Origin of the sequence: Peptoclostridium sp. (assembly GCF_009881055.1) — a bacterium.
GTDB lineage: Bacteria > Bacillota > Clostridia > Peptostreptococcales > Peptostreptococcaceae > Peptoclostridium_A.
In genome coordinates, this window is sequence record NZ_WXFG01000016.1 from 1 (window position 1) to 21,402 (window position 21,402).

Consider the following 21,402-nt stretch of genomic DNA (forward strand, 5'->3'; position numbering starts at 1 on the left):
TGCTAACCGCACGAAAACTTATCCGCCTGGTCTATGCCATGCTGAGCAAAGGCCAAATCTACAACGGAGGAGGTCATGGTTTAAAATGATGCATCCAAATGCATAGTTTTGAATCCTCATTCCTTCCCAAAAATTGCATTTGCGAGGGCTTGGTTTTTTGCGCTCATTTTGAGTCTGATGATGTATCTTTTTCCAATTTAAGTGATTGACATTTTACCGTATGTCTTTGCAAAATCTATAACATATGTCTACCCATAACGGACGTTGAAAAATAATAAATCGGGAATAATTGATTTTTAAAAAAATAAATATGTTATAATATTTATGGAAATTTGTTAAACTGCGAGGAGGAAAATTTTTGGTAGAACAAAAAAAGCTGGAAGTCAGCGACGAAAATTTTCAAAGGGAACTATTTGGTGAATTTGACCAGAACATCAAGCTTATTGAGGATGCGCTAAGCATACACATAGTCCTCAGGGAGGGCAATGTTGTTATTATAGGAGAAGAAGGGGATATAATCAAGGCCGAAAAGCTAATTGACGACCTTTTCAGACTTGTAAAAAAAGGCGAATCTCTAAACAAGCAGAATGTGGCATATTCGCTTGAGATGATAAAGCAGGATTCCGGCGAGGAGAAGCGAGCATCAGAGCTTCTTGAGGACATAATAGTAGTAGGCGCCAAGGGAAATCCAATAAAGCCAAAGACATTCGGGCAGAAGGAATATATAAAAAGCATAGAAAGCAACGACATAACATTTGGTATTGGGCCGGCAGGCACGGGAAAGACATATTTGGCAGTAGCAATGGCTGTAAGGGCTTTCAAAACGGAGCAGATAAACAGGATAATACTGACAAGGCCTGCGGTGGAGGCTGGGGAAAGCCTGGGATTCCTGCCTGGTGATCTCAAGGAAAAAATCGATCCATATCTCAAGCCGCTCTACGATGCGCTTTTTGAAATATTCGGGGCTGACAGGTTCAACAAGTATATGGAAAAAGGCATGATCGAGGTTGCGCCGCTTGCTTTCATGAGGGGGAGGACGCTGGACAACTCTTTCATAATACTCGATGAAGCCCAGAACACCACAAAAGAGCAAATGAAGATGTTTCTGACTAGGCTTGGCTTTGGCTCAAAGGTTGTCGTTACAGGCGACATAACGCAGACTGATTTGCCTTCCTCAAAGAAGACAGGCCTTGTGCATGCCCAGCAGGTGCTTTCTGATGTCAAAGGCATTGGATTTTCAATTCTGACAGAAAAGGATGTAGTAAGGCACGAGCTTGTGCAAAGGATAATAAAGGCCTATGAAAAATTCGAAAGAGCAGAGGAGCGCAAGATTCAAAAAGATAGATAAACAGATGAACAGATGAACATAAAATGGAACTTTACGGAGGTCTGATCTTGAATATTGAGATTACAAACGCCCAAAGCAAGGTGGAATTTGACGAAGGCCTCAAGGACAATATTAGGTCTGTTGTTGAAGAATCCCTAAAATATGAAGGCTGGGGAATGAAGTATGAAGTCAGCATACTCTTTGTTGACAATGAAGAGATAAAAAGATTAAACTCTGAGTTCAGAGGAATCGACAGGCCTACTGACGTGCTGTCTTTTCCGCTTGCCAGCAAGGGCGAGCAGGATGAATTCCTGGAGGACAACCTTCTGGGAGACATTGTCATATCGCTTGAAAAGGCTCTTGAACAGAGCAGAGAATATGGCCACAGCTTTGAACGAGAGATGGCCTTTCTTGTGTGCCACAGCATGTTCCACCTTATGGGCTATGATCATATGGATGATGATAGTGCAAAGGAAATGAGAGAGAAAGAGGAGGCCGTTCTTTCATCGCTGGGAATAGTGAGGGAGCCGGATGAAAAATAAAAGCATTTCAAGCAGCTTTGACAACGCTATAAAGGGTATGGTCGTGGCGATTAGGAGCGAGAGAAATCTTCGGATACATCTTTTCGTTGCAGCAACGGCAGTAATACTCAGCATATTGCTTGGTTTATCAAAACTTGAAATGGCAGCGGTGATTTTTTCTATAACACTCGTAATATCTCTTGAGCTCGTAAACACTGCGATTGAAAAGGCAGTAGACCTTTTCACAAGAGAATACAGCGAAATGGCGGGGTTTGTAAAGGATGTGTCTGCGGCAGCCGTGATGCTTGCAGCTATAAATGCCGCAGCTGTGGGATACCTCGTTTTTTTTGATAAGCTGATGTCTTTTCCGCTCACGGCACTCGACAATATAATCAAAGCTGATATAAATATTTTGGTCATAGCACTTGTGGTTAATATTGCCGTTGTAATAGGGCTGAAGATATTCTTTAAAAGAGGCAGCTATATCAAGGGAGGATTTCCCAGCGGTCATTCGGCAATTGCATTTTCTATTGCAACTGCCATAGCAATGTCAGGTGAAAAGATTATTGCAGCTGCCCTGGCGTTTTTGCTGGCAGCTATAGTCTCTGAAAGCAGAGTGCACTCCAGCATACACACAAGGATGGAGGCTGCGGCAGGTGCCGCAATAGGTATACTTGTCACAATCATAATTTTCAGGCTGCTAAGATAAAAGCATTACTTGTACAAAGACTTGTTGAAGGAGGTGCTGTATGGATTATCAGACGCTTTTAAAACTTGCCCAGGAGGCAAAATACAGAGCCTATGCACCATACTCAGGATTCAGGGTAGGCGCGGCACTGCTGACAAGCACCGGTAAAATTTATACTGGATGCAATGTTGAATGTGCAAGCTATGCCGCCACAAGCTGCGCAGAAAGGACGGCCATAGTCAAAGCGGTATCCGAAGGAGAGTTAAGCTTTAAGGCTATAGCCATAGCGTCTGATGCAAAGGGCTCTACATTTCCATGCGGGATATGCAGGCAGGTAATAGTGGAATTCGGTGAGGACATTGATATAATAGTGGGAACGGGCGAAACTGATTTGAAGGTTTTCAATATAAGAGAGCTTTTGCCAAATGCATTTACAAAAACTAATATAGAGTAGCTTATGGAGGAGATATAGTGAGTTTTAAATCGGGATTTGTTAGCGTTATAGGAAGGCCCAATGTTGGTAAGTCGACTACAATAAACGCTCTTGTAGGAGAAAAGGTTGCAATAATAAGCGACAAGCCACAGACTACAAGGAACAGGATACAGGCCGTGTATTCGGATGGTGAAAGTCAGGTTGTCTTTATTGACACCCCGGGCATGCACAAGCCCAAAAACAAACTGGGTGAGTTCATGATGAAGGCTGCGAATCAGACACTTGGAGAGGTTGACCTTGTAGTGCTCATGGTGGACAGTTCGCTTAAAATGGGAGCGGGGGATTCGATGATAATCGAAAGCCTAAAATCCATAAAAACGCCCAAGGTACTTGTTATAAACAAGATTGATGAGATAACAAAAGAGGAGCTCATAGAACTTGTGCAGCGTTACGGCGTGATTGGCATTTTTGACGAGATAATACCAATATCGGCATTGAAGCACAACAATTTGAAAAGGCTTATAGAGGTCATAAAAGGATATATGCCGCAGGGTCCAAAATATTTCCCTGATGACATGGTTACTGACCAGCCGGAAAGAGTGCTTATATCAGAGATTATTAGGGAAAAGATACTCAACTACACTGAAAAGGAAGTACCGCACGGCATAGCTGTTGATATCGAGCAGATTAAATCAAGATCAGGCAAGGAACTTGTAGACATATCGGCTGTAATATACTGCGAGAGAGATTCTCACAAGGGGATTATAATAGGCAAAAACGGAAGGAAGCTTAAAGGCATCGGAAAAGCAGCCAGGGAAGAGATAGAGCTTTTACTTGGCTCGAAGGTCAATCTTCAGCTTTGGGTCAAAGTTAAAGAAAACTGGAGAGACAGGGACAGCGCCATAAGAAGCCTGGGCTTTAGGCAGGATTAACAAGGAAATTAGAAGGGAGGGGGCTGCGTGGAAGATAAGGAGCTGTTTGAGGAAAAACTTGTAGAAATCGAAGCACTTATTGATAGCCAAAAAATCGTAGAACTCAGTGAATATATTGAAGAAATGCACCCCGCCGACATTGCAGAAACAATGGTAGAGCTTCAGGAAGACAAAATGCACAAACTTTTCCAGGTGCTCTCCTGGGAACTTGCCGCAAAAGTCCTTGATGAGCTGGATTCAGACATGTTTTCCAAGATAGTTTCACTTCTTACAAGCGAACACAAAAAAAAGCTCCTGGAGCTCATGTCGCTAGACAATATGGTCGACATACTCGCCGAGCTTTCTGAAGAAAAAAGGCTTGAACTAATAAACCTTCTGGATGCAGAGGATGCAGAAGACATCAGGGAGCTGCTTGTATATGAAGAGGATACAGCTGGTGGCATAATGACCACCGAATTTGTGTCGCTCAGGAAAGACATAACCATATATAGCGCCATTGAACACCTGAGGGAGCATGCGCCTGATGCGGAGACCATATACTACGTGTACGTGGTGGACAAAAACAACAGGCTCTCAGGCGTAATATCGCTAAGAGAGCTCATAGTGGCAAGACCTAATGCCCTGGTTGAAGATATAATGAGCGAGAGCATAATATATGTAAACATCAATGATGACCAGGAAGAAGTAGCCAGGGTAGTTAAAAAGTACGACCTGCTTGCCATACCCGTTACTGATACAAACGGCAGGCTGCGCGGAATAATAACCTTCGACGATATAATGGACGTCATAGAGGAAGAGGCAACAGAGGATATATATAAGTTTGCGGGAACGATGGAGGCCGAGGCGGAGCTCTACGAAGAAGATAAAATGAGCCTCAGGATATTCTCATCCGTAAAGGCCAGGCTGCCATGGCTTATTGTGACGCTCTTTGGAGGAATACTGTCTGCTACAATACTGAGCCGATATGAGGAAACGCTAAACAGCTACGCGGCGGTGGCGTACTTTATGCCCATGCTGACAGGAATGGGGGGCAACGTCGGAACGCAGTCTTCCACCCTTACAGTCAGGGGACTTGCCACGGGCAATGTCGATGCGGGAAAGAGCCTCAGGACAATATTCCAGGAGATGAGCATAGGTCTCTGCGTAGGCATGGTATGCAGTTTGCTAATATGCGGTGTAGCTTTTTTTTGGATGAAAAATATAAAGCTGGGCATAGTTGTAGGCATGTCAATGGCTGCAAATATGATAACAGCAGCTACGATAGGAACTGTTGTGCCCATACTCTTTAAGAAGTCGGGAATAGACCCGGCGGTGGCATCTGCGCCTTTCATTTCAACAGCCCTTGACATAACAGGCATAACAATATATTTCACACTTACAACACTCATTCTTTTGCAAGCGTAGCATTGACCCTTTCCGGGTCTTTGTGTTTTTTTGGGTTTTACAGCCGAGAAACAATGGGTATAAAAGAACATAAGGCGGTAATAATATGTTTATTGAAACTGATGCAGTGGTATTAAAAAACATAAGATATTCCGACACAGACAGCATACTCATACTTTTCACAAAAAAGCTGGGCAAGGTGTCTGCGGTAGCGAAGGGCTCAAGAAGGAGCAACAGCAAGCTGCTTGCTTGCTCTCAGCCATTTGCGTACGGAAGCTTCATGCTCTATAAGTCATCGTCAATGTTCAACATAAGCCAGTGCGATGTCAAGGACACCTTCTTTGACATATCGAAGGATTTGAAAACTCTTTCGTATGCCTCGTATGTGCTCACTCTGACAAAAAACGCGGTTATGGAGAATCAGACTAACAACAGGCTATTTGCGCTGCTGCTCAAGACGCTCTACTGCTATGCATACAAAGAGTATGATTTTGAGTACGTTACTCGTATATTTGAGCTCAAATACCTGGACTATAGCGGCTACAGGCCGGAAGTCACAAAATGCGTCTGCTGTGGCAGCGAGGAATTGGCAGGAAGTCTGATTCAGCCTGAGAATGGAAGCTGCATATGCGGGGCCTGCGCGAGGGACGGGCAGCCTCACATTCGCATAGATCCGACGACTCTTGAACTGATGAGATACATCATAGTTACTGATTTTAATGTTTGCGTCAAGGCCAAGGTTTCGCCTTTCATAGTCGGACAGTTGAAAAAGGTGTTGAGGCTATGCCTCAGAGCTAACATTGACGGCTATGAAGAGCAGATAACCTATTGATAATACAATAAATAGTTTGATGAGGGGGCAGTGAATATGGATAACGAAATAACTCTTGAAAAGATCGACAGGATTGTAGAAAGAACAGGGGAAAGCTATGAGGAGGCTAGAAATGCTCTCTCGAGTGCTGAAGGCGACGTTATAGAAGCCATAATAGCTCTTGAGAAGAAGGGCAGCAGAGGAAAGTTTGAGGATATGAACGCCAAAATAAGCGAAAAGAGCAGTGAAGCGATAGACAAGCTGAAGGAAGTTCTTGAAAAGGGGAATGTCACAAGAGTCATACTTGAAAAGGATGGAGATGTACTCTTGAATCTGCCTGTTACAATAGGCGCCTTGGGACTTATACTGGCTCCTATAGCGGCAATGATAGGTGTTTCTGCAGCCGTATTCGCCAAGTATAAGATAAAGATAGTAAAGGATGACGGCGAAGTAGTTGACCTCAATGACATCACCGAAGAAAAAATATGCGAAATGAAAGAAAAAATGAGCTTTGGCAAGAAATCTGAAGAATGCTCAGAGGAAGAAAAAACAGAGGAAGAAAAAAAGGAAGAATCTGAAAAAGAATAGTAATAAGGCTAGAGCCCCCTGTTTCCAGGGGGCTTTAATTTTGTTAAATTGTTGCGCACAGATTATTTACATTTTATGATAATAGACTTATAATATATACTATATAAATAGTATATCATAAATGGCATATCACATTGTAAAGAGGTGATTAAAATACAGTTGACAGACAGGCAGTTGAAGATTATAGAGATTGTCAAACAAAGCGGACCCATTACTAGTGAGCAGATAGCCACAATGCTGAGTGTAACAAGGGCTACGCTAAGGCCCGACCTGGCCATACTGACAATGTCAGGCATACTAGATGCAAGGCCAAAGGTGGGATATTTCTATGTGGGCATAGATGAAAACAACCTTATAGCCAAGAAGCTAAGATCAAAAAAGGTAGAGGACCTTATGAGTCTCCCTGTGGTTGTCGGTGAGGAAGCCACTGTGTATGATACGATTGTGACAATATTCCTTGAGGATACTGGAAGCGTATTTGTTACTGACGGAGGATTTCTAACAGGCGTAGTTTCAAGGAAGGACCTTCTCAAAAACGCTATAGGCGGAATTGATATAAACAAGATTCCGGTGGGTATTATAATGACCAGGATGCCCAACATAATAATGGCTTTTCCTGACGAGAGCATATCTGACGTGGCAAGAAAAATAATAGAACACGAAGTAGATTCAGTCCCTGTTGTTGAACATGTCAGGAGAGAGGACGGAAAAGAAGGCTACAAGATATTGGGCAAAATTTCGAAGACAAACATAGCTAGATTTTTTGTAGAACTGGCAGGAGAATAAATATGGAGGGCGCAATATGAATCATTTGGTTATATACGTAATATCGGATTCCCTGGGGGAAACGGCTGAACAGGTTGCAAGAGCATCGATAAGCCAGTTCGCCACCACCGATTATGAGATAAAAAGATATTCCTATGTGCTTGACGAGGAAAATCTGGGGGATATTCTGAATCTTGCCAAGGAGGAAAATTCAGTCATACTGTATACGCTTGTAAACCTAAAATTCGTAGAGCAGCTTGTGAGTTTCTGCAGCAGGGAGAACATACCAAATGTGGATTTGCTAAGCGATCTTATAAATTGCATAGCCTTAAGGACAAATCTTGTCCCCAAAAGGGAGCCGGGAGTAATAAGAAAGCTCGATGAAAAGTATTTCAGAAGAGTCGAGGCAATCGAATTTGCGGTTAAATATGACGACGGCAAGGATCCGAGAGGATTCGAGAAGGCGGACATAGTACTCATAGGCATATCAAGGACATCCAAAACACCGCTGAGCATGTATCTGGCAAACAAGAACATAAAGGTTGCAAACATCCCGCTGGTTCCTGAGGCCGAGCCGCCAAGGGAGTTATTCGACATAAGCCCCAGGAAAATAGTCGGCCTTACAAATTCGCCTCAAAAGCTAAACCAGATAAGGACTGAAAGACTCAAGGCCCTGGGCCTTGCAAGCAACGCCAACTACGCATCATATCAGAGAATATTGGAAGAAATAAGCTACGCTGAGACTATCATGAGAAGGATTGGCTGTCCTATTATTAACGTGGCAAACAAGGCCATAGAAGAGACTGCCGGTATAATACTCGATATAATGAAGTCTAACGGAATCAAGATATACAAGGATTAATATGCAGGCGGGATGCAGCATATATAAAAACAAGTAAAAGCGACGTAAATCCGGTAACAAACAGGATATACGTCGCTTTTTAACGTTGCACTAAACAGCTATGAGGAAGGAGTGCATTAATACTATGTATATGATCCAAACATTCTTGCAGCTTTAAGCATCGCATAAAGATTTAGCGGTGGGGTTTGCGGAGGGAGATCACATGATGGCATAAGAATAAAACCTCCACCATGATATTTCATTTTTTCGATTATTTCCCTAGAAACGTTAAACACATCACTACTATCACCAGATATAAGTAAGGGGGTAGGGACGTTTCCTCCAATAATGTAATTGTCACCAAAAGCTTTGGCCACATGTTCAATACACATCTCCTCACTGACGCTAATAAAGCTTCTATCAGGCAAAGAAAGATCCAGGAAATAGTTCAGGTTGCGAAGGTGATTACCACACAAGTGTATGCCAAAATTTTTTATACCTCTTGCTTTCAAATGCGTGTGTATCTCCACGATATAAGGGAAACTAAACTTTTCAAAAAGCTTTGCAGAAATAACGGTATTCGATTCAATAGGATAAGCAGAGAAAGCCGAACAGTTTTCTGCTCCAAACTCGTTTATATAGTAATCGGCAATGCCAAGAAGATAGTCGGTTGATAATCTCAGTAAATGATGCACCGTTTCAGGGCTTTTATATAGCCACCGCATTAGCTTAGGCGGCTCTACTAGATGAGCAATAACTTCAAGAGGAGAACCAGCTGGTATAGATGCAGGAAGATTGTTGCTCCTTGAAATTCTGTAGAATTCGAGTCTTTTAATAAAACCACTCGCCTTGTTGAAATCTGGTATTTTTAAATTTGAAACATCTTCAATGTTTTCAACAGGCATTTTTACAAATTTAGGCATTTTGATGCCAATGCCGTTTGAGAATGATACTTCGGCTCCAAAATCCAATCCCATCCAGCCGGGCAAATCGAATCCTGGGCTGCCGTCACAAACGTGCAATTCGGCGCTGAGTTTTTGCGCATCGTACGAAGCGCGTGGATTGAGGAAGAATTCTGCAGATGACAAACCTGCAATATTTCCCGCGTACATTGTAGCTAAGGATATAAAGGGGACTCTGTCCAATGCCTTATTTTCTGCTAGTGATTTCATCCTTTCTGCGGATGTCATTCTATCCATATACATATGTATTCAAACACCTTTCATATACAAGATGTTATAACTATAACATTTTAATTTCGCAGATTCAAATCCAGGAACAAGATATTGACATTTGTAATAGAACGTTGCTTCGTTATAGTAATATTCAATTTTACATAAATCAGGATTGCTGTTAATCTATTAATCGTGATTAATTATCATTTGTATGCATAAAACGATAGAATTCAGTTAGATATATTTTAAAGGGGAACAACTTGAGATGTACAAAAAGGAAATAGATAAGCTCTACATTCTACTAGAAATGGATAAAAGCATTGTTGGAATCAAGTTTTTGTATTCAGAAGCAGAGTATGAAAATTCAAAGATAGGGCAATCAAAAAACATGCTGTCCTACTGCATGATGGTTAAGATTGCAAGTTCAGGAAAGCCTGTAAAGGTAAAAAAGGCTAACTTCAAATGTAACTCCTCCGCCAGGGTTCTGGGACTTGTTGAATCCAGCGACTATGTCGATTCAGGCAAGGAGTACTACTCGTACAATATGTATGGAAGTTTGGAGACTGCAAAAAAAGTACATGATGATGTTGCATATATGAGCAAAAAAATATACGGGCTGATAGCGCAGCCCATCGAAGAATTTGAAGAAAAGCCGGATGTTGCAATCATGATTTCGAATCCATACAATGTCATGAGGATGCTCCAGGGATACGCATACACATATGGAATGGCAAAAAAAATAGGATGTGCAGGGAACCAGGGGGTATGCTCGGAGCTAACAGCAAGGCCGTATGAAGCAAATGATTTGAATGTTTCTGTCTTATGTTCAAATACGAGATTTTCATGCAGATGGAATGATGGTGATATGGGCGTAGCTATGCCGTTTGAAATGTTTTCAAAAGTTGTCGATGGTGTCATGGCAACTGCAAATGCCGCGGAGCCGGACGAGAGGAAAGCAGATATTATTAAAAGAGCAAATGAAAAAGGGTTGAGTTTAGACATACTGTTAGGTGAAAACTATTATGGATCTTCTATTGGAGTTGCAAAACTGGGGAAATAAAGCAGCAATACCAAAAGATAAACAGAGAGGAGTAAGCGTGTGGAATTAATTGCATTTATTGACAAAAACATGCCCATGATATTTGAGTATCTGGGAAGCACATTCATACTTGTTGTATTGGCAACAGTTCTCTCGCTAGCAATTTGGGTTCCAGTAGGAATAGCTATTTCCAAAAATCAAAAATGGGAAAAAACTATTGTTGGGACTGCCAGTGTAATTTTTTGCATACCAAGTTTGGCCATGTTTACCATATTGATTACAATACCAGCTTTAGGTATAAGCAGAAAGTCTGCTTTAACAGCTCTTGTATTATATGCCATGATGCCACTTGTGAAAAGTGTGCACCAAGGCATCAAGGGTGTAAATCAGTCGGTGATTGAAGCGGCAAAGGGCATGGGGATGAGTGCGAGGAGAATTTTATTTGAAATAGAATTGCCCTTAGCTTCGCCCGTCATATTTTCAGGATTTCGAGTGACGGTAGTAATGATTACAGGGATATCTACGATTGCTACATACATTGGAGAGAGAAATCTGGGCAGGTTGATAAGCCAGGGTCTGCAAAGACAAAACATGGAGATGATTATTACAGGCTCTATACTCATTTCCATCATAGCAATAATATTGGACATGCTGCTTGAGCTGGCTGGGAAAAAAATAGTTCCCAAAGGACTGAGAATAGAAAAAAATTAGAAGTTGAGATTGGAAACATGTTGAAGAGGAGAGAATACTTTGATTGAAATTGATGGTGTATCGAAGCGATACAATGGACAAGGAAAGCTGGCAGTAGACAACCTGAGTATCAAGATTGAAGCTGGGGAGATTTGTGTTTTCATAGGACCGTCTGGATGCGGCAAGAGTACTACGCTGCGTATGATAAACAGAATGATAGAGCCTTCAAACGGAACAATTAAAATAGACGGGGAAGACATCACCAAGAGTAATCCGGACAAGCTAAGAATGAGGATAGGATATGTAATCCAGCAAATCGGACTTTTGCCTCATAAGACGGTGGGTGAAAACATAGCTATAGTGCCCAGGTTGTATGGATGGCCAAAGGAGTTGATTGAAAAAAGGGTGGTTGAACTGCTGGATACCATAGGGCTTGACGCTGCTGTCGAAAAGGACAAATATCCTTCGCAGCTTAGCGGCGGCCAGATGCAAAGAGTAGGTGTTGCCAGGGCTATGGCGGTTGATCCTTCAATAATGCTTATGGACGAACCTTTTGGAGCTGTCGATCCCATTGCTAGAACAAGGCTTCAGGATGAATTCCTGAGACTGCAAAAAAACATGAAAAAAACCATATGCTTTGTTACCCACGATATCGATGAGGCCATTAAAATGGGCGACAAAATTGCTATATTCAACGAGGGAAAGCTAGTACAATTTGATACGCCGAGCAATATCCTGACAAATCCTGCCGGTGATTTTGTGAAGGATTTCATAGGCTCTGACAGACTGGCTAAAAGATTGAAGCTGATATCAGCAGGGGAAATCGCCAAGAGAATAGATTCTTTAAGTGGCTGTGAAATGATGCATGCCATTGAGCATACAGCTTCAATACAGGAAACAATGTCATTCATGATAGAAAAAGATGCTGAGTATGTTGGAGTGATAAATAAAGGCAAGCTCTCAGGAATGATATCGTTTGCCGATATAAGAAGCTACATGAACAAGAGAGCAGGTGTATAGATGGACACAGCTCGCCTTACTAAAGCCATTTTAGAGGAAGCACCAATACATATAATTGAGCATATGGCATTGGTTTTAACAACAATAGCAATAGCCGTATTTATTGCGGTTCCGGCCGGCGTAATCCTGACTAGGGTTGGATACAAGAAATTTGCCAACCCTGCTTTGAATATGTTGAATGTATTTTTGACGATACCGGCATTTGCATTTATTGCAGCCGCAATGCCGATTTTGGGGATTGGATATAAGCCGGCAATTGTGGTTTTAACGCTTCAAAGCCTTCTGCCAATTGCCAGAAATACAATCGTAGGCCTACTGGAGGTAGATGAAGGACTAAAGGAAGCAGCAAAGGGAATGGGTATGCCTGTGAGAAAAATTCTTTTTGAAATTGAGCTGCCATTAGCGGCTCCGGTGATTTTGAATGGGATAAGAACAGCTACTGTTTTTGTGGTCAGTGCAGCAACACTAGCCGGTTTTATTGGAGCAGGCGGACTTGGGGTGCTGATATCAAAAGGATTGAATCTGTTTTTAAAGGAGTATATAATAATCGGCGCTACGCTGGGTGCTCTACTGGCCATAATCTTGGACAGGATATTGGGGTATATCGAAAACAAATATACCCGATTGGCATGCAGATAGTGCGAAAAGAGGCCTTGTGAGGTCTGGGATGAATCAACTTATCAATTTGTGATAATTTGTAATAAACACTAGGAGGAGAAAAAATTATGAACAAAGTTTCAAGGCTAATACTTGCAATCGCATTAATCGTTACAACAATGGCGGCAATGGTTGGATGCTCTGGTGCTTCAGGCGGGCAGACTGAAAAAAAGACTGAAATAACTATAAGCTCAAAGGATTTCACTGAAAACATGCTCCTTGGAAAAATGCTGATAAAATATCTGGAGTACAACGGATATCCTGTAAAGGACGAAACGGGGCTTGGGGCATCAGGATTAATCAGGACTGCTCTTGAATCAGGAGAAATAGATTCTTACTGGGAGTATACAGGGACTGCGCTCATGGGTTTTATGAAGCACGAACCTTCGTTTGATGCTGAAGAAAGCTACAATCTGGTTAAGAAGTGGGACGAAGAAAATAATGATATAATATGGCTCGATTATGCTCCTGTAAATAATACATACTGCATAGTGACTACAAAAGATGTAATGGAAAAATATAACATAAAAACAATATCAGACATGGCAAACTGTATTAAGAAGGGAGAAACGCTAAGGTTTATTTCAAATCCTGAGTATTTTGAAAGAGCTGATGGAATGCCGCAAGTGGAAAATGCTTACGGGTTTGAATTACCAGAAAAAGACAGGATACTGCTTGATTTGGGCCTGTTTTACACTGCGCTAACAAATAAAGAGGGTGAACTGACTGTAGGCTTCACAACAGATGGAATGATTGCTGCCTCTGGATTTGAAATACTAAATGATGACAAGAATGCTTTCCCGGTTTACAATGCTACGCCTGTATTCCGAAAAGAAATTATAGAAGCGTATCCTGAACTTCCAGAGCTGGTAAATAAATTAAGTGCACTGATCAATAATGAAACAATGATGCAACTTAATGCAGCTGTTGACGTTGAAGAGAAGAATATCGATGAAGTGGCAGAAAATTTCTTGATAGAGAAGGGATTAATTAAAAAAGACAAATAATCCGATTACAGGATTTGGTAAAAAAACTGCAGGCTTATAACCTGCAGTTTTTTTATTATATGCTGGACTTCTGGGTAATTAATAGAGTAGTAAATACTTTGATTACCAGGGGTGATAACGTGAACAGCATTGATGGAAAAGCTATAAACACAATAAGATTCTTGGCAGTTGACGCAGTGGACAGGGCCAATTCAGGCCATCCGGGGCTGCCCATGGGAGCAGCCTCGATGGCATATGTTATCTGGAAGGATTTTTTGAAGATATCAGCCAAGAATCCCGAATGGATTGACAGGGACAGATTTGTGCTTTCGGCCGGACATGGCTCAATGCTTCTGTACTCTTTGCTTCATCTGTTCGGTTTTGGAATGGGAATTGATGATATAAAGAATTTCAGGCAACTGGACAGCATAACTCCCGGACATCCTGAGTATGGACACACTCCCGGTGTTGAAACGACCACGGGACCTCTCGGACAGGGTTTTGCAAATGCTGTAGGAATGGCAATTGCAGAAAGAAAGCTGGCAGCAGAGTTTAACACCCCAGAGCACAAGATAATAGACCACTATACGTATATCCTGGCGGGAGACGGCGATTTGATGGAGGGCATATCATCGGAAGCTGCTTCTCTTGCAGGACATCTTGGACTGGGCAAGATAGTATGCCTATATGACAACAACCACATAACAATAGACGGCAGCACAAAAAATACATTTACAGAAGACGTAGATCTGAGATTCAATTCATATGGCTGGCATGTTCTGAAGGTGGAGGATGGCAACGACCTGACAAGCCTCAAAGAAGCAATAGGGGCGGCAAGAGCCGAGACAGGCAGGCCATCACTAATTATGGTGACAAATGTCATAGGCTATGGAAGCCCAAACAAGGCAGGCAAGGCTGAAGCACACGGCTCGCCGCTTGGCAAAGACGAGACGAGGCTTGCCAAAGTCAACCTGGGCTGGGATGAGGAGAGCGAATTCATGGTGCCCGAGGAAGTATATGAATACATGGATAAAATAGCCGAGCAAAAAAGCAGCGTCAAGAAAGCCTGGGACGGGCTACTGGGAAATTACAAGGCTGCATATCCAGAAAAATACAAAAAGCTTACTGAGTGGTTTGAAAGCGAACATTCGCTTGACTGGCTGCTGTCTGACGAGAGGATAACCAAGGATTACTCCAGCGAGGCCACAAGGATACTTGGAGGGGACGTTCTGAACATTGCGAGGGAGCAAATGGGCAACTTGATTGGCGGCTCTGCGGATCTTAACTCTTCCACCAAGACATACCTTGAAGACTCGGGCATATTTTCAAGAGAATATCGCACAGGCGATAATATATACTACGGAGTAAGAGAGCATGCCATGGCAGGCATCACAAACGGCATAACACTACACGGAGGCTACAGGGCCTTTTGCTCGACGTTCCTGGTTTTCTCCGACTATATGAAGCCTTCAATAAGGCTGGCAGCGATCATGAAGATACCTTCGATTTTTGTATTTACGCATGACAGCATAGGAGTCGGAGAGGATGGTCCTACCCACCAGCCTATAGAGCATGTCATGAACCTTAGGTCAATACCTAATCTCAGTGTGTACAGGCCGATGAATCTAATGGAAACGGCGCTTGCCTGGAAAAAGGCGCTTGAAAGGTGCGATGGGCCGAGCGCAATAATCCTCACAAGACAAAAGATAAGGGACATAAGGCCATACAGCAGAGATATGGACAAAGGAGCCTACATTGTAATAAAAGAGGATAAAGAAATGCCGGATGCCATACTAATGGGAAGCGGCTCAGAGGTGCAGTTGCTAGAAGAGGCAAGGACTATTCTTTTGAAAGATGGGATAGACTGCAGGGTTGTGAGCTTCTTATGTTTTGAAGATTTTGAGGCGCAAAGCGCCGAATATAAAAAAGAGCTGCTACCTTCAGAGATAAAAGTGCGCATTTCCGTCGAGGCTGGTATTACCATGGGATGGGACAGATATACAGGCGACTTTGGAATGACAATCGGAATAGACTGCTTTGGGGCATCTGCGCCTGGAGATCTCCTGATGAAAAAATACGGAATGACAGCTTTGAACGTTGTAAGTGCCGTCAAGGAATCAATGAAAAGGACCCTTTAAGGGTCCTTCAGTGCTTTTAATGTATGATAAGTTTTTTGCCGAATACATGCTCAAAGTCATTCTTTGAATAGAGAGCTCTGCTTATTTCTACGTTGGGTTTTTTCTTGGCCATAGGGGTCATTACTACCGTATCACCGTCAATGCTGCATTTTATATCATCTATGAAGTTGTCCATGCACGTGTCAAGACTTTCTGCAAGCCTAAGGAGCATGCTGATTTTCATTATTGTCCTGACGTCATCTTCGGACAGAATCTGGCTGTATTGCTTCCATTTGAGCTTCAGCTTGGTATTTCTGTGAAGCGATGCCGCATAGGCGCTCATAAGTATTTCGCGGTGCGTAAGCCCGTTTATACCGGAATTGAGTATCGTGTAGAAGGCATGGCTGTCGTGGCTGTAAAAATTAATGCTTATGCCGGAATCGTGAAGCAGCGCTGCAGTTTTGAGAACCTTCTCGAATTCCCTGTTTTTGCCAAAAAGCTCTTCGAGCTGCACGTACATGGAGCTGGCTAGCTTGTACACCTGGAAGGCATGAACCCTGTTTATGCTGAATTGCGAAATTATGTTATTGAGCGAAAAATCCAGTATGTTGCCAACTGGCGAGTAGCTGCTGCCGATATAGTCGTATACTAGTCCTTCCCTCAAGCCGCTGCCGCTTACAACCAGCCTGCCGGCGCCGCAGTATTCGAGAATATGCCATACAACTGCACAGGCGCCAAAGAATATGTCTGCCCTGTCTTTTGAAAGCCCTTTGATTTTAATTCTCTGCTCGAGAGTTCTTTCTCTTGTGAGTTCGTACACACTGTGTACGCTTGAAGGATCCAATGTGTAGTAATGCGCCATATCCAGAGGATAGTCCTTTGATTTTTTGTCTATTTTGCCTATATTACGTATTGTTCCGCCCACTCCAATAAGCGGGACGTTATTTTTCAGCTCCTTAAGCCATACTACCTTCCCGAGCTCATCAAACAAAAAATTCCGCAGAGCCTGCGCTTGCTCTGGGGTTACTGATTTTGACGTTTCAAACATTCGCGTGATATCAATTGCACCAAAGGGAAGGCTTATGCTATTTTTGACCTTTCCATCCTCAAAGTGGACAAGCTCGGTGCTGCCTCCGCCAAGGTCCATTATTAGCCCTGATTTTTCGTCGATACTGTTGATTACGCCGCAGTATGCATAATAGGCTTCTTCCTGACCGGAAAGCACTCGTATGCGCAAGCCCAGGCGCTCGTATACGAGTGAGAGAAAATCATTTTTGTTGGGAGCACGCCTTACAGCAGCCGTTGCAGCTGTCACTATCTCATCGGCCCTTACAGCCTCGCATATAGTTTTGAACATCTCAAGTGTTTCAAGTGCAACCTGCATCTTTTCTGAAGTGAGCATGCCGTTACTGTCGGTTTCGCCGAGCCTTACAGTTTCCTTGAATTCGTTGAAGATTTTGAAGTGGCCCTGCGCAGTTATATCAACAAGCACCAGCCTTACTGAGTTGGAACCTATATCTATGACTCCGAGTCTTTTCATATGATTGTCTCCTTGTATCAAGCGATTTTTATTGAAGCCGCCAAATTTGGTTTTGACGGACCCATAAATGTATATATATATGTATAGGCAAAACTTAAGTTGGCAAACACATAAACTTTAAAATATTATACTTGTGATATAATGCGAAATAAAAGGGGATAACTTTCATGAACACAACAAAACTCGCAGCCTGCATTGACATAGGTTCTAACAGGATGAGAATGGTTATTGGGCAAAGCGACAAGAATGGAAAAATTAAAATAATTGAAGAACTCAGGCAGGACACTGGAATAGGAAGGGATACATTCACCTTTGGAAGGATAAGTCCAGAAACACTACGAGATGTGTGCAGCTCGCTGGATAATTTCTCGAAGAAGCTGGCCGAGTATGGCATAGAAAACTGCAAGGCTGTAGCCACAAGCGGCATACGGGAGGCCGATAACAGTCTATTTGTAGTTGACCAAATAAAAGCTAAAACTGGTTTTGACATAGATATAATTAACAATGCTGAAGAGAGGTTTTTGACCTTCAGGGGCATAAGATATTATACGCCACAATCCGAAAGTCTCATGAAAAAATGCGTACTTGTAGTCAATATAGGTTCTGGAGGTCTTGAAATATCAACATTTTCGGGGGGCAGGCTCAAATTCACGCACTACCTAAAGTCGGGTACGCTGCGCATCAGGGAACTGCTTGCAGACGTTGAAAATATGACCCTCAATTTTCCGGGCATAATGGAGGAGTATGTAGACGAGACATTGAGGGGCGTTAAAAATGAGATAAAGCATCTCGAGATAGAGGAATATATAGCGCTGGGAAGCGGTATAAGGAGCATTTCAAACCTATGTGCTACTCAAAAGAGCGGCGAAAGAAACGAGACTATACACAGGGAAGAGGTATTCAGGCTCTACTCCGAGGTGTTTTCGAAGACAACATCACAAATATCAAAGGCATACAAGCTTGACTACAAGGATGCAGAGATAATGCTGCCCTCGATTATGATATTCAAGAAGATGCTGGAGATGACCAAAGCCAAGGTGATGAATGCTCCCTGGGTGTCACTCAGGCATGGACTCCTGGTTGATATTATGGAAAAATCACTTGGAACTGATTCTGCCGGCGGTTTTGCCGAAGACGTGCTCAGCTCAGTCAGATACATAGCTGACAGGTTCGGCGTGGAAAGAAAACACTCGGAATATGTTGAAAGGATGGCCGTGAGCATATTCAACCATACCAAAAAATTGCACAGGCTAAAAAAGGAACACAGGTTATACCTGCAAGTCGCCGCAATGCTTCATGATGTGGGCAAGGCGATATCGCACGAAGACCACAGCTCATTTTCATATGACATCATAAAGGCGCAAAACATTATAGGCTTCTCAAATCGTGAAACAGAAATAATAGCAAACGTGGCGCTCAGCCACGGAGATGAAGACGATTGCATAAGACAGGGGCGCATAGCCAATCTCGGGTTCGAGGATCAAATAGTAGTAGCCAAGCTGGCGGCAATACTTAAAATGGCAGATGCGCTTGACAAATCTCACTTGCAGAAAATAGAAGAAATAAAAATAGCATTCAAAAACGAAACTGTAATTTTCAAGATTAAATCAAAAAGAGATATATTCCTTGAAAAATGGATGCTGGCCAGAAAATGCAGTCTTTTCGAAGAAGTTATGGGGACAAAGGTCATGATTAAGACAAGAGGTGATTCTTTTGAGGAGTAGCACTTATGAAAACTACATAAACAGGGAACTGGGTTGGCTGGAATTCAACAGGAGGGTGCTTCAGGAGGCGCAGGACAGGAACAATCCTTTGGCAGAAAGGATAAAATTTCTGGCTATAACCAGCTCAAATCTGGACGAGTTCTTCATGGTAAGAGTGGCATCACTTTGGGATCAGGTGAATGCAGGCTTTAAAATGCCGGACATTGCAGGCATGACCCCAGCAGAGCAGATAAAGGCGATAAGTGAACGTGTCAAAAAGCAGCTCTACTCCGAATACAACTGCTTGGGCAGATCGCTAATCCCGACGTTGAGGAGAAAAGGTGTCGATTTTTTCGATTACGGCGAGCTTGACGATAACCAAAGAAGCTTTATTGACGCTTACTACAGAGAAAATGTATATCCAGTCCTGACGCCCATGGTTGTAGACCAGAGCAGGCCATTTCCGACACTCCTCAATAAGAGTCTCAACATAGGCATAATTCTGGCGGATGAAAAGGGAGGCAGCATATTTGGCACTGTCCAGGTTCCATCAGTACTGCCAAGATATGTAGAGCTGACAAGTGGCAGCGGGAAGTGCTACATACTGCTGGAGGAGATAATAAAGCACCATATGGGATTTTTATTCGAAGGGCATGAAATACTCCACATGGGCTGCTACAGGATAACAAGAAACGGCGACCTCAGCGTAGACGAGGAAGGTGCAGAAGATTTGCTTGAGGCCATAGAGGAGTCTCTCAAGCAGAGAAAATGGGGCAATGTTGTAAGGCTGGAATACGAAAAGGGACTTGACGCTGAGCTCCTTGACATTCTTGTTTCAGAAATGGAGGTGCCAAAGGAAGGGATATTCGAAGTTGGCGGCCCCATAGACCTGACATTCCTTATGAAATTTGCAGGAGAGCTAGGCGAGCCTGAATTCAAGTATCCTGACTATAAGCCCCAGAGGCTTGAGATATTCTCTGAATACGATGACATTTTTGATGTCATATCCGAAAACGACATCATACTGCATCATCCGTACGACTCTTTCGAACATGTAGTAAAGCTTGTAGAGAAGGCGGCAGATGATCCAAGCGTACTTGCCATAAAGCAGACGCTCTACAGAGTAAGCGGCAACTCGCCAATAGTGAGTGCGCTTTCAAGGGCGGCTGAGAACGGCAAGCAGGTCACGGTCATACTTGAAATAAAAGCCAGATTTGATGAGGAGAACAACATAAAATGGGGCAAGCAGCTTGAGCAGGCTGGCTGCCATGTCATATACGGCCTTGTCGGGCTCAAGACTCACTGTAAGATACTCCTCATTGTGAGAAGGGAAGAAGATGGCATAAAAAGATACGTGCACATGGGCACCGGCAATTACAATGATGTTACAGCCAGACTATATACGGATATAGGATTTTTTACATCGAATCCTTTTTTTGGAGAAGATGCATCTACGCTTTTCAACATGCTCTCAGGCAGTTCGAAAAACCACGATTTCTACAAGGTTGAAATATCACCAGGACTTGACCAGACGTTCATAAGATACATAAGGGGCGAAACCAAAAATGCCAGGGCGGGTGAGAAGGCGCGTATAATCGCCAAGATGAACTCGCTTGTTGACAAGAGCATAATAGATGCTCTCTACGAAGCCTCCTGCGCCGGTGTAAAGATAGATCTCATAATCAGAGGTGTTTGCTGCTTGAGGCCTGGAGTAAAGAACTTAAGTGAGAACATAAGGGTGATAAGCATAGTCGGCAGATTTTTGGAGCACAGCAGGATATTCTATTTCCACAACTGCGGAAACGAGCTTATATTCCTATCAAGCGCCGACTGGATGCCAAGAAACCTGACCAGGAGGGTCGAGCTGCTGTTTCCAATTGAGGGCAGGGAGAACAAGCATAAAATAAAAAGGATACTTGACATATCGCTAAATGACACAATGAAGGCAAGGGTTATGAGAAATGACGGCACATACAAGAAAATAGACAGACGGGGCAAGGAAGCCCTTAACAGCCAGGAAAAGTTTTGCAGTATTGCTATGGAGGAAAATAAAGCCGAAGCGGCCTTTAGTGTCGAGCTGGGATTCAGGCCAATCCTAAAAAGAGACTAATAGCTGCTTAAACAAGCTTATTTGAAAATATTGCCTACAATGCGGTTTAGTGCTATAATTAGTTAAAGTAAAATCG

General features: G+C 42.9%; 20 protein-coding genes. 18 read left to right on the plus strand and 2 right to left on the minus strand.

Going from position 1 to position 21,402, the window contains the following annotated elements; genetic code table 11:
* Window positions 1-358: 358 nt before the first annotated feature.
* From GT589_RS02760 to GT589_RS02805, 10 genes are all read left to right on the plus strand, one after another.
* A complete protein-coding gene (locus GT589_RS02760) occupies window positions 359-1,348 on the plus strand; it encodes a PhoH family protein (RefSeq protein WP_293395645.1) in 990 nt (329 codons plus the stop codon).
* 47 nt (window positions 1,349-1,395) lie between these two features.
* On the plus strand, window positions 1,396-1,869 hold the full coding sequence (ybeY, locus tag GT589_RS02765; protein ID WP_330582842.1) for an rRNA maturation RNase YbeY: 474 nt from the start codon (window positions 1,396-1,398) through the stop codon (window positions 1,867-1,869).
* Complete coding sequence (locus GT589_RS02770) at window positions 1,859-2,557, plus strand: diacylglycerol kinase (protein ID WP_293395651.1); 699 nt, start codon at window positions 1,859-1,861, stop codon at window positions 2,555-2,557. The genes ybeY and GT589_RS02770 overlap by 11 nt, the downstream gene beginning before the upstream one ends.
* A gap of 40 nt (window positions 2,558-2,597) precedes the next feature.
* Complete coding sequence (gene cdd / locus GT589_RS02775) at window positions 2,598-2,990, plus strand: cytidine deaminase (protein ID WP_293395654.1); 393 nt, start codon at window positions 2,598-2,600, stop codon at window positions 2,988-2,990.
* A 17-nt stretch (window positions 2,991-3,007) separates the two neighbouring features.
* The gene (gene era / locus GT589_RS02780; protein WP_293395657.1) at window positions 3,008-3,901 is read left to right on the plus strand and encodes a GTPase Era; all 894 of its coding nucleotides are present in this window, start codon (window positions 3,008-3,010) and stop codon (window positions 3,899-3,901) included.
* A 27-nt stretch (window positions 3,902-3,928) separates the two neighbouring features.
* Window positions 3,929-5,305 carry a magnesium transporter gene (mgtE, locus tag GT589_RS02785; protein WP_293395659.1) on the plus strand — a complete coding sequence of 459 codons (1,377 nt, stop codon included), beginning with the start codon at window positions 3,929-3,931 and terminating at the stop codon, window positions 5,303-5,305.
* An 85-nt stretch (window positions 5,306-5,390) separates the two neighbouring features.
* A complete protein-coding gene (gene recO, locus GT589_RS02790; RefSeq protein WP_293395662.1) occupies window positions 5,391-6,116 on the plus strand; it encodes a DNA repair protein RecO in 726 nt (241 codons plus the stop codon).
* Window positions 6,117-6,152: 36 nt separating this feature from the next.
* Window positions 6,153-6,683 (plus strand): DUF4342 domain-containing protein, encoded by a 531-nt coding sequence (locus GT589_RS02795; protein ID WP_293395665.1) that lies wholly within the window; start codon window positions 6,153-6,155, stop codon window positions 6,681-6,683.
* A 144-nt stretch (window positions 6,684-6,827) separates the two neighbouring features.
* Window positions 6,828-7,469 carry a helix-turn-helix transcriptional regulator gene (locus GT589_RS02800; RefSeq protein ID WP_293395668.1) on the plus strand — a complete coding sequence of 214 codons (642 nt, stop codon included), beginning with the start codon at window positions 6,828-6,830 and terminating at the stop codon, window positions 7,467-7,469.
* Window positions 7,470-7,485: 16 nt separating this feature from the next.
* The gene (locus tag GT589_RS02805) at window positions 7,486-8,310 is read left to right on the plus strand and encodes a pyruvate, water dikinase regulatory protein (RefSeq protein WP_293395671.1); all 825 of its coding nucleotides are present in this window, start codon (window positions 7,486-7,488) and stop codon (window positions 8,308-8,310) included.
* Window positions 8,311-8,432: 122 nt separating this feature from the next.
* Here the strand turns inward: GT589_RS02805 and GT589_RS02810 are convergent, their stop codons facing one another.
* Entirely contained in the window at window positions 8,433-9,488 is a 1,056-nt protein-coding gene (locus GT589_RS02810) for a uroporphyrinogen decarboxylase family protein (RefSeq protein WP_293395674.1), read from the minus strand.
* A gap of 241 nt (window positions 9,489-9,729) precedes the next feature.
* Here GT589_RS02810 and GT589_RS02815 point away from each other — a divergent pair, with 241 nt between their 5' ends.
* The 6 genes from GT589_RS02815 to tkt all read left to right on the plus strand — a co-directional run bounded on the left by GT589_RS02815 (window position 9,730) and on the right by tkt (window position 15,994).
* Window positions 9,730-10,524: a DUF169 domain-containing protein gene (locus GT589_RS02815; RefSeq protein WP_293395677.1), complete on the plus strand. Its 795-nt coding sequence runs from the start codon at window positions 9,730-9,732 to the stop codon at window positions 10,522-10,524.
* Window positions 10,525-10,563: 39 nt separating this feature from the next.
* The gene (locus GT589_RS02820; RefSeq protein WP_293395680.1) at window positions 10,564-11,214 is read left to right on the plus strand and encodes an ABC transporter permease; all 651 of its coding nucleotides are present in this window, start codon (window positions 10,564-10,566) and stop codon (window positions 11,212-11,214) included.
* Between the two features lie 39 nt (window positions 11,215-11,253).
* Window positions 11,254-12,213, plus strand: a complete 960-nt coding sequence (locus tag GT589_RS02825) for an ABC transporter ATP-binding protein (RefSeq protein WP_293395683.1) — start codon at window positions 11,254-11,256, stop codon at window positions 12,211-12,213.
* Window positions 12,214-12,852 (plus strand): ABC transporter permease, encoded by a 639-nt coding sequence (locus GT589_RS02830; RefSeq protein ID WP_293395686.1) that lies wholly within the window; start codon window positions 12,214-12,216, stop codon window positions 12,850-12,852.
* 86 nt (window positions 12,853-12,938) lie between these two features.
* On the plus strand, window positions 12,939-13,877 hold the full coding sequence (locus GT589_RS02835) for an ABC transporter substrate-binding protein (RefSeq protein WP_293395689.1): 939 nt from the start codon (window positions 12,939-12,941) through the stop codon (window positions 13,875-13,877).
* A 119-nt stretch (window positions 13,878-13,996) separates the two neighbouring features.
* Entirely contained in the window at window positions 13,997-15,994 is a 1,998-nt protein-coding gene (gene tkt / locus GT589_RS02840) for a transketolase (protein ID WP_293395692.1), read from the plus strand.
* A 16-nt stretch (window positions 15,995-16,010) separates the two neighbouring features.
* Here the strand turns inward: tkt and GT589_RS02845 are convergent, their stop codons facing one another.
* Window positions 16,011-17,513: a Ppx/GppA phosphatase family protein gene (locus GT589_RS02845; protein ID WP_293395695.1), complete on the minus strand. Its 1,503-nt coding sequence runs from the start codon at window positions 17,511-17,513 to the stop codon at window positions 16,011-16,013.
* Window positions 17,514-17,680: 167 nt separating this feature from the next.
* Between GT589_RS02845 and GT589_RS02850 the strand changes: the two genes are divergently transcribed.
* Window positions 17,681-19,237 carry a Ppx/GppA phosphatase family protein gene (locus GT589_RS02850; RefSeq protein WP_293395698.1) on the plus strand — a complete coding sequence of 519 codons (1,557 nt, stop codon included), beginning with the start codon at window positions 17,681-17,683 and terminating at the stop codon, window positions 19,235-19,237.
* Window positions 19,227-21,326, plus strand: a complete 2,100-nt coding sequence (locus GT589_RS02855) for an RNA degradosome polyphosphate kinase (RefSeq protein ID WP_293395700.1) — start codon at window positions 19,227-19,229, stop codon at window positions 21,324-21,326. Before GT589_RS02850 ends, GT589_RS02855 begins: the two co-directional genes overlap by 11 nt.
* Window positions 21,327-21,402: the final 76 nt, after the last annotated feature.

Bases quoted from the DNA above. Each gene is read 5' to 3' on its own strand.
- GT589_RS02795 (WP_293395665.1), top strand. From the start codon at position 6,153: ATGGATAACGAAATAACTCTTGAAAAGATCGACAGGATTGTAGAAAGA.
- GT589_RS02845 (WP_293395695.1), bottom strand. From the start codon at position 17,513: ATGAAAAGACTCGGAGTCATAGATATAGGTTCCAACTCAGTAAGGCTG.
- cdd (WP_293395654.1), top strand. From the start codon at position 2,598: ATGGATTATCAGACGCTTTTAAAACTTGCCCAGGAGGCAAAATACAGA.
- GT589_RS02815 (WP_293395677.1), top strand. From the start codon at position 9,730: ATGTACAAAAAGGAAATAGATAAGCTCTACATTCTACTAGAAATGGAT.
- GT589_RS02850 (WP_293395698.1), top strand. From the start codon at position 17,681: ATGAACACAACAAAACTCGCAGCCTGCATTGACATAGGTTCTAACAGG.
- GT589_RS02770 (WP_293395651.1), top strand. From the start codon at position 1,859: ATGAAAAATAAAAGCATTTCAAGCAGCTTTGACAACGCTATAAAGGGT.
- GT589_RS02805 (WP_293395671.1), top strand. From the start codon at position 7,486: ATGAATCATTTGGTTATATACGTAATATCGGATTCCCTGGGGGAAACG.
- GT589_RS02835 (WP_293395689.1), top strand. From the start codon at position 12,939: ATGAACAAAGTTTCAAGGCTAATACTTGCAATCGCATTAATCGTTACA.
- recO (WP_293395662.1), top strand. From the start codon at position 5,391: ATGTTTATTGAAACTGATGCAGTGGTATTAAAAAACATAAGATATTCC.
- GT589_RS02810 (WP_293395674.1), bottom strand. From the start codon at position 9,488: ATGGATAGAATGACATCCGCAGAAAGGATGAAATCACTAGCAGAAAAT.
- GT589_RS02830 (WP_293395686.1), top strand. From the start codon at position 12,214: ATGGACACAGCTCGCCTTACTAAAGCCATTTTAGAGGAAGCACCAATA.